This window comes from Pedobacter sp. HMWF019, assembly GCF_003061025.1.
Taxonomy (GTDB): Bacteria; Bacteroidota; Bacteroidia; order Sphingobacteriales; family Sphingobacteriaceae; genus Pedobacter.
In genome coordinates this window covers 1-9,267 of sequence record NZ_QAIL01000295.1, presented here as the reverse complement: position 1 = coordinate 9,267, position 9,267 = coordinate 1, and the positions used below count along the sequence as shown (strand labels likewise).

6 protein-coding genes are annotated in these 9,267 nt (G+C 40.4%); 3 read left to right on the top strand and 3 right to left on the bottom strand.

The features are described 5' to 3' along the window. The first annotated feature begins 157 nt into the window (after positions 1-157). The 3 genes from DBR11_RS16865 (at position 158) to DBR11_RS16855 (ending at position 3,244) form a co-directional block, all read left to right on the top strand. The gene (locus DBR11_RS16865) at positions 158-2,008 is read left to right on the top strand and encodes a PQQ-binding-like beta-propeller repeat protein (protein ID WP_108553820.1); all 1,851 of its coding nucleotides are present in this window, start codon (positions 158-160) and stop codon (positions 2,006-2,008) included. Positions 2,009-2,040: 32 nt separating this feature from the next. Beyond that, positions 2,041-2,625, top strand: a complete 585-nt coding sequence (locus DBR11_RS16860) for an alkylphosphonate utilization protein (protein ID WP_108553819.1) — start codon at positions 2,041-2,043, stop codon at positions 2,623-2,625. Between the two features lie 76 nt (positions 2,626-2,701). After that, positions 2,702-3,244, top strand: a complete 543-nt coding sequence (locus tag DBR11_RS16855; RefSeq protein ID WP_108553818.1) for a GNAT family N-acetyltransferase — start codon at positions 2,702-2,704, stop codon at positions 3,242-3,244. A gap of 41 nt (positions 3,245-3,285) precedes the next feature. On the opposite strand, the gene DBR11_RS16850 is transcribed toward DBR11_RS16855, so the two are convergent. From DBR11_RS16850 to DBR11_RS16840, 3 genes are all read right to left on the bottom strand, one after another. Continuing rightward, on the bottom strand, positions 3,286-4,464 hold the full coding sequence (locus DBR11_RS16850; RefSeq protein ID WP_108553817.1) for a TlpA disulfide reductase family protein: 1,179 nt from the start codon (positions 4,462-4,464) through the stop codon (positions 3,286-3,288). 49 nt (positions 4,465-4,513) lie between these two features. Beyond that, entirely contained in the window at positions 4,514-6,007 is a 1,494-nt protein-coding gene (locus DBR11_RS16845) for a RagB/SusD family nutrient uptake outer membrane protein (RefSeq protein ID WP_108553816.1), read from the bottom strand. A 37-nt stretch (positions 6,008-6,044) separates the two neighbouring features. Then, on the bottom strand, positions 6,045-9,267 hold a 3,223-nt coding region (locus tag DBR11_RS16840), incomplete at its 5' end, for a SusC/RagA family TonB-linked outer membrane protein (RefSeq protein WP_146186563.1).

Sequence of the window (9,267 nt, the reverse complement as noted above, 5' to 3'; positions counted from 1 at the left end):
CTACTAAGTTAGTATACTTTAAAAAGTCAAATCACTTCCAGATCCTGACACATTAGAAAGCAGATAATTTATCCTATAAATTCTATTTGTTCGAAACAAAATAATTACACCAAACATCCCTGTTATTATAAATGGTATTGGTATTATTGTTAGCGACATGAAAAAGATACTCATTATTACAGGATTTCTATTTTCGATACTATTCGAAGTTAGTGCCCAAAACAAACCCTGGAAATTTGCACATGTAACCGATACACATGTGGGTAGCGAAACTGGTGCAGAGGATTTAAGACGCACTGTACATGACATCAACAACAACCCTGAACTTGAATTTGTAGTACTCACTGGTGATGTGACTGAATTTGGTGCAGACAAAGAACTCTGGCTTTCCAAATCAATTTTAAAAAAACTGAACAAACCCTGGTACATTATTCCAGGTAATCATGATATGTGCTGGTCAGAAAGTGGTGGCAATAGTTTCAGAACAGTATTTGGTTCGGAGACCTTTTCTTTTAAACACAATGGCATTTTATTTCTGGGTACCAATTGCGGTCCAAATATGCGGATGAGTCCCGGGCAAATTCCACGGGAGAACATTGTTTGGCTGGATTCCGTTCTTAAAGCAACTCCGAAATCCACACCTATTATATTTGTGAACCACTATCCTCAGGATTCCTCTCTGAACAATTGGTATGAAAGCATTGACCGGTTGAAAACCCACAACATTCAACTCATCCTTTGCGGTCATGGTCACAACAATCATTTGTTTTATTTTGAAGGTATCCCCGGAATCATGGGGCGTTCAAACCTCCGCGCGAAAGATTCTATTGGTGGCTATAATATTGTAACCATCACCAAAGATTCCGTATTTTATAATGAACGTAAGCCCGGTATGGCTACCAATCCAAATGCCTGGGCAACAGCAAAACTCTATCCAAGGGACTTTACCACTTTGGATAAATATCCACGACCCAATTTTGAAGTAAACGAAAAATATCCCGGTACCAAAAAGGTTTGGAGCCTGCAAGATGACAGTGACATAGGTTCCGGAACAGTAATTTCAGGACAGCATGTTATCGTAACCAATACGGATGGCTGGATCAAAGCCTATGACATAAACAGTGGTAATAAGGTTTGGAGCATAAAAACAGGTGGAAAAATATATAGTACACCTGATGCAGCAGGAAACTCTATAGTGGTTGCAAGCACAGATAAATATCTCTATTGCCTGGACAATATTACTGGAAAAATCAATTGGAAAGCCGCATCGCATAAACCGATCGTTGCTTCACCTGTAATTGATGGCGATAAAGTATTTTGCGGCAGTTCGGATGGACATTTCAGATGTTACAACTTACGCACAGGAAAACTGATCTGGAAATTCAACGAAGTAAAGGGCTTTACTGAAAGTAAACCAGTTATAAAAAATAGCAAGGTCTATTTTGGCAGCTGGGGCAATTCTTTTTATGCCCTGAATAAAAATACCGGTGCATTGATCTGGCGCTGGAATGATGGTTATACCAATCGCATGTTCTCCCCTGCCTCCTGTGTTCCGGTTATCACCGGAAACAGGCTGTTTATTGTAGCACCTGACCGCCACATGACCTGCCTCGATGCGACGACGGGAGCCCTGATCTGGCGCAAAGGAGATCCCAAAGTAAGGGTTAGGGAATCGATGGGAATTTCTTCAGATAGTAGCCTCGTCTACGTAAAAACTATGGACGGTGACGTACTGGGTATTTCTTCACAAGCAAATGAGATGGATGTAAAATGGAAAAGCGGCAAAAATATGGGTTATGAAATTTCGCCTTCTTTAGTTCAGGAATATGATGGCCTGGTATTTGGATTGAGTAATTCTGGAAACATCTACGCTTTTAACCGTAAAGATGGCTCACTGGCCTGGATCCATAAACTTTCCAATGCATTGGTAAATCCTCTATCCTTCCTCAAAGACAATAGATTGATCGCAACCACCATGGATGGAAAGATTACTTGTCTGGAATTCTAGTATATTCGCGGCTTTGAACTAACAGAACAAAAATGAGACTAGAAGAACACCTGCTTAAAAGAAGTGAAAATAAATGTGAATTGTGTCAAAGCAGTGAGCCACTCCATCTTTATGAAGTACCTCCTCAATCCAGTAGCAATGAAGACAACTGCATGATGATTTGTACCACCTGCCTGAACCAGATTGAGAGGAAAGAAGAATTGGACAGCAAACACTGGAATTGTCTTAGCGGCAGCATGTGGAGCGATGTACCAGCTGTACAGGTAGTTTCATGGCGTATGCTGAACAGACTTAGCAATGAAAGCTGGGCTATGGATAATATGGATATGATGTATCTTGACGAGGAAAGACTGGCCTGGGCAAAGGCAGCTGGCGGTCTTGATAATGATACAGATCCTATTGAACTGCACCGGGATTCCATTGGTGGGGTACTTCAAAACGGAGATACTATTGTTTTAACCAAAACTTTAGATGTTAAAGGCGCTCAACTCAGCGCAAAATTAGGTACAGTGGTTAAGAATATTCGCCTGGTGGAAAACAATACCGACCAGATCGAAGGAAAAATTGAAGGTCAGGTGATCGTTATCCTAACTAAATATGTAAGAAAACAGGGATAATAAGTATTGTCATTTATCCCATGGGTTTCCATAGAATTTGTTTATTTTGGCAATCTACCAATGACCTTTAAATTCTATGCTGAAGCCCATTTTTTATGAAAATAATGAACTGCTGATCCACCCGTTTCGTCCGGATGACCTGGAAAGGTATGAACAACTTGTTGCTGATTTGTTTTCTATTTTAACGGATGACCAGACCCTGAAATATATTCCGGAAAAACGATTAAACTCTTTGGAAGAAGCAGAGATCTTTCTGCAAACCATGGTCGTTAACTATCATTCGGGTAGAAATTATGTACACTTTATTACAGATAAGAAACAAGACAAGGTAGTTGGGATTATCAATCTGATCTCACCCGAAGTTGCTAAAGAATTCTATGTCATCAGTAAATATCCGCATTTTATAGAGTTTTATCTAAGCAGTAACGCTACCGGATGCTATATTATGACGCAAATTCTGCCTCCAATAGTTGACGAAATATTGGCACAGGGAATACCAAGTATCGGAGCAGTGGTTAACCGGAAAAATACAGCTGCAAAGCGTGTTTTGGAAAAAGCTAACTTTGCCCGCAAAGGGGAATTTGATATGCTCCAGGATTTTTATGAAACAAAATTATAAAGGACAGCCCCCTTTTCTGGGTTACTGTCCTTCAATTCAAACTAAAGACGAAAAACTGAAGTCAGTTTTTTATCCAGATCTTCTTCAGTTCCTCCATTATGGTCCCCATACCTGCCAATGATCTTTCCTGTAGGATCAATCAGGATCTTTGTAGGAAGTGAACTAATACCATATTTTTCAGAAATATCTTGTGGGTTTGGTAGATTTTTCATTCTGAGTTCCATGTTTAAGCCCCTGAGCACATGGTGCCAGATTCCAATCTGATCTTGAGCCACAGCTTTTTTCCAAGCCTCAGGGTTGCGGTCGTCATCGGAAATACCAATTACCTCCAATCCTTTAGTATGGTAGGTATTGTACACTTCTATCAAATGCGGATTGCCTTTTCTGCAGGGTACACACCAGCTCGCCCAAAAATCAACAATGACATATTTACCTTTAAAATCGGATAGAGATAAAGATTTGCCATTCATATCACTGGCCGTAAAATTTGCAGCAGTACTTCCTGGTAAACCAGATTCGATCTTTTTGATCTCTCCGGCAAGTAGTTTAGCCTGAGCGCTTTCTTTTGCGATTGCGTTATAGCGGTTATACACCTGCTTTACAGAATCTAAGCCCATTCTCGACACATAAAACCGCATCATATCCAAGGTGACATACGAGTTTGGATGCGCCACAAAAAAATCATAGGTTACTTTTTTAATTCTGTTGTTGTAAGGTTCAAGCCGGTCTCTGATTTCTGCTGCTTTTTCATGGTCTTTTTCTTTGCTCAGTGCATCTGTAATAGGCTCCATTTCCTTACGAATGGGCTGTATCTTTAAATTAAGTTCATCCAGTTCCTGCTGAGTCCTGGATCCGGTGATCTTAAGTTTCTCTAAGGGAGCAGATTCCCCGGATACCTGAATTGTTCCTGGTTCAATATAAATCTCGCGGGTCCTTTCCCAATATTGCTGACGGGAAATCTCCTCTCCTGTATTCTTAAAAAGGATCCTGGCAGACACTGGTCCTTTAATCTTTCCTGAAATAGAAAAGCTTCCATTTAAAATGGCTTTTGATTCCGTAATATTTTGATTCGTTGCTCCGTTTCGGTAACTCAAAATTACAGAATCTACAGATTTTCCGCTGATTGTACCTTTCAGGGTAAATGGCTTCTCGCTCTGCTGAGCAAAAAGCATTGTTCCGGCACTTTGCAGGAACAAAAGAATGTAAATTGTTTTTTTCATCAGAATATCATTTGATTTTTAAAGGTTATGAAGCTATCGGTATATAATTTTATTGTGGATTTTGAACCATGTTAGGGTTTTCGATCAATACATCCTGGGAAATCCTCATGACAACTTTTGGATCTGTAGGATTAATGGTTAGCGCCGGAGAATTAAAGGAGTTATAATTCCTGACCATCGGTAAACCGTTACGGAAATAGTCATAACTGTTATGTCCTTCAAAAGCAAGCTCCAGTCTCCTCTCCAGCAAAATAGCATTGAACAGTGCCTGACCCGCTAAACCAGATAGAGGTTGCAGACCAGCACGCTGATGAATGACATTCAGGTCAGACAAAGCACCAGCATCATCTCCATTTTTAACTTTTGCTTCTGCGCGGTTCAAATAGACCTCCGCCAGTCTTAAATGGTGAAAAGGTGCATAAGAATAATATACCCCATTCACCCCATTGAAATACCGGTACAAGAACTTCCCTGTACTAAACAGGTCTGTGGTATTGCCTGGATAAATATCTGTGTAATAGAAGTTTTTCCTTAAATCTCCAGACTGTAACAAGCCCAATAGATCTGGAGAAGGTTTGACCTGACCTGTAGAATAAAGCCCAACATACGTGCCTTGGGGCTGCATCAATAAAATGGGTAAAGAAGTTGTGCTCGCTTCATGGTTAACTGCCCATATGGTTTCTGTATTCCCCTGATTGCTTGCCAAATAATAGCTGGCATAGGCATTTGCCTGAAGTAATTTGTACCCTCCGTTTGTCACCACGGAATCTGCCGCCTGTATGGCAAGTTTAGCGTTACTGACATTGGCTTGGGTCAAAGTACCACTCATGTAAAGATATACCCTGGAAAGCAAGGCAAAAGCAGCGTATTTGCTTGCAAAGCTATTCGCTCCTTTTGTTTTAAATGAGGCAATAGATTGATTAAGATCATTAATGATCTGTGTATAGGAGTCTTTAACACTCGCTCTTGCCGGAGGGGTAGAACTTAAACTCAAAGGCTCCAGGATCAGAGGAATGCCAGGATTTGTTTCGGGGCTCTGATAATAAGGTCTTCCATACACCCGCAACAAATTAAAATTAATAAAAGCCCTCAAAAACAGATTCTCTGCTTTTGCCTGCAAAATCACTGGGTTTGTTTCCGTTGCCGAAACATTCTTAAGCACCAGGTTTACCCCAAGTAAAGCTTTATAAGAAGCAAACCAGAAAGCATTAGACAAACCAAAATCTTTAGACTCTGAATTGGTATAATTAAATGCATCTATGTTTTGGGTATTTGCATTGCTGTTGGTAGAGGTTACATCAATAATTTTTACATTATTGCCTCTGTATTCGCTAATGTTAAACCAGGGTGTCTCATAGGCCGAATACAACCCGGTATAATTTCCGATTGTTGCCTTAGTATAACCGTTTGGACTGGAAAATTGCTGCTCTTCGAAATTCACATTATGCGGAGAAAGTGCATCAAGTTGTTTTTTGCAAGCAGAGAGTTCCATCAGAACCAGCATGGCCAGCATATATTTTGTATAAAATAAAAATGGTTTCATTGGAGTCTATTTTAGTTTAATATTCAAATCCTGTAGATTAAAACCCTGCAGTCAAACCGATCAGAAATCTTCTTGGCATACCACTGGCAATACCTGTCCCACTGTAAGCGTTAGATGTACCTCCAATGGTAGCACCTTCGGGGTCAGCTGCAAACAAATCTTTTGATTTGATCACAAATACATTATCAGCACTGGCGTAAACATTTAATGAGGCGATCCGAAGCTTTTTAAGCAAGGAAGAAGGGACATCATACCCTAAACGAACATTTCTAAGCCGAATATAACTGGCATCAACGTACAGAAGTGAAGAGTTGATGTTTAAAGCTCCCCGTTGACTAAAAGCTAAATCATAGAAATTAGGGTAATTGGCATTTGTATCTCCGGGACCTTGCCAGAACCGTACAGAATTATCTGGTTGAGGTATATTAAACCCGGCCTGCCAAGCCGTTGGATCCATAAAACTTCTTAGAGAATTGTTCAGGATTTTATTGCCGTAGGAGAAATTAAGCAGTACACTTAAATTGAAATTTTTATACCTGAAATTATTCGTCCATCCTCCAAAAAACTTAGGTGTTGCACTTCCAACATTCTGAAAACCCCTTAGTCCATCTTTTTTTACCAGCGCAATGCTGTCTACAATCTGAACATTTCCATTGGCCATTACTCGTTCAAACAAAGGGCGGCCATTATCCGGATTCACACCAACATATTTGATGGCTTTTAAGCTATTGATGTCATCACCAATATACCTGTAGTACGCACCTGTAAATCCATCCAGTAAAGAATCTCCTTTAATTGCCACCAGTTTATTTTTGTTAAAGCTGATGTTAAAAGCCATGGTCCAGCTAAAATCCTTAGACTTGATGTTATCTGTAGACAGCTGGATATCCACCCCGCGGTTTCTGATCGTACCTACATTTCGATACTGCGTGGCAAATCCAACATAACTTGGCAACTGTACATTTTGCAACAGGTTTTTACTATCCCGGTTGTAAACATCTACACTCAGATTAATGCGATTAAATAAACCAATATCCAAGCCCAAATTGGTGCTGTAGGTAGTTTCCCAGGTAATGTTATCGTTGCCCAGTTTACTGATCGTAGAGCCTACTGTCGTTGTCGTATTATAATATACAGCATCTGTATAAGTAGAAAAATTCAGATAGTCTGCTCCTGCTTCTCTTCCGGAAGTACCATAAGAAGCCCTTAATTTTAGATTGGTAACCGGCCTCATTGTTTTCATAAAATCTTCCTTGGAGATTAGCCATCCACCACTTAAGGAATAAAATGTGCCATAACGATTATTGAGCCCAAAATTGGTAGACGCATCACGACGTATAGAAGCCGATGCAAAATACCGGGATTTATAACTGTCATCGATCTGACTAAAAACCGAGAAGGAAGCTTTATCTACAGGTGCTGCCGAAGAAGGCGTAGCAATAGTTCCCTGTAATTTATTGATATAAGTACCATAAGTTAAAAAAGCGCCCAGATTCCGCTCTCCTGGGTAAGGCGTATTATAAGCTGATGTGGCCACAGTTTCAGCATGTGTTCTGCCATACTCCTGTCCCAACACCGCAGACAGCTGGTGTTCTCCAAATGTTTTATTGATATTGATCAAGTTGGAAGTCAGGAAATAACTGCTTTTTGTATCGTTAAGCACCAGAGATCCATTAATATAGATCCGGTTGGAAGCCGAACCATCATACCTTCCTCGATATGTTCGTGGATCCTTATAAGAATTGACACTGTTATCTGTGTAATTAATCGTATTGGAAGATTGAAAACTTAGCCATGGCAAAACTTTATATTTTAAAGTACCGGTTCCCATCAGATTCATGCGATTGGTTACTGAGGTATTGTAAGTATGGGAATATAATGGATTGTCATAGTATTGGGTAAGCCGGGATCCGGAAGCTCTGTAGATATAATTCGGTATTGAATCTGCCAAAGCACCATTGGAATAGTTTGAAGAAACCCAGGGTTCAAACAGATAGTACTGATTCTCGCTGGTTGTTGCAATATATTTGTCTAAAAGTGCATTGGTATTTAAACTGAAGCTCAGCTTCTCATTGATCTTTTGGTCAAGATTTATGCGAAGTGCTTTTCTGTTCACATTGTCATCCAGTAAAGTTCCATCCTGTCTGTTCCAGTTCAACGATGTGTAAATCCTTGTTTTTTCTGTACCCGCCGAAACCGACAAATTAACATCACTTTGATGGCCATCACTAAAAAAAGCGCTGTTGTCCCATTGGTTATTTACGGCAAGGTCAGCATCTGTAAAAGTGCGCGTTTTATTATAGTACTGATCAAAATCAGGATACAAATTACGCAAGGAAGCTGTACCTGCATACAGGGCTTGCATAGACTTTCGAATATGGGTGGTAGCCTCCTCTGTATCCATAAAGCGCACAGAACGGTTGTTTTGTACCTTACCGTAATTAAGACCAAGGTTGATATTCACTTTTCCCTCCTTCCCCCGTTTGGTTACCACCATAATTACCCCCTGTGCAGCGCGAGATCCGTAAATTGCAGTGGACGCGGCATCCCGAAGAATATTGACGCTTTCAATATCGGTGGGATCTATAATATCCTGCAAACTGGACGCGTTGGTAATGACACCGTCTATCACAATCAAAGGGCCGTAATTGGTATTGGATGCATCATTAAAGCTGCTTTGCCCACGCATCACCACCTGCCCCCTGGTGGCTACACTTCCTCCCTGTTCCACGATATAAAGCCCTGTTGCTATTCCTTTAAGCATCGCCAGAGTATTTACGCCAGACACGCCATTTCGCAATACATCGCCCTTAATACTTTGAACGCCGCCTGTCAGTTCAGATGCTTTACGCTGTGAATAACCAAGTACCACAATCTGATCAAGGTCAGAAACACTAGGCTCAAGAGCAACATTTAGCAAATTCCCATCGCCTGCTGTTACCTCTTTAGTTTTATAACCTATAAAACTAAAAACCAAAGGATCTCCTTTCTCCGCTTTGATAACATACGTACCCTCTCCGTTAGTGATGGCAACCCTTTTGGTTTTTCTGTTCAAAACATTAACACCAGACAATGGCTTTCCTGCTTCATCGGTAACTTTACCAACAATATTTACAGGTGGTAAAAAAAATTTCTTCACCCGGTCTGCAAGAGACTCTTCTTTATTTTTTACTACAATATTATTTTTATTAACGATGGTAAAAGTTAAGGGCAGGTCTTTAAACGATATATCCAAGATCTGGTCTATGGAGGCATCCTTC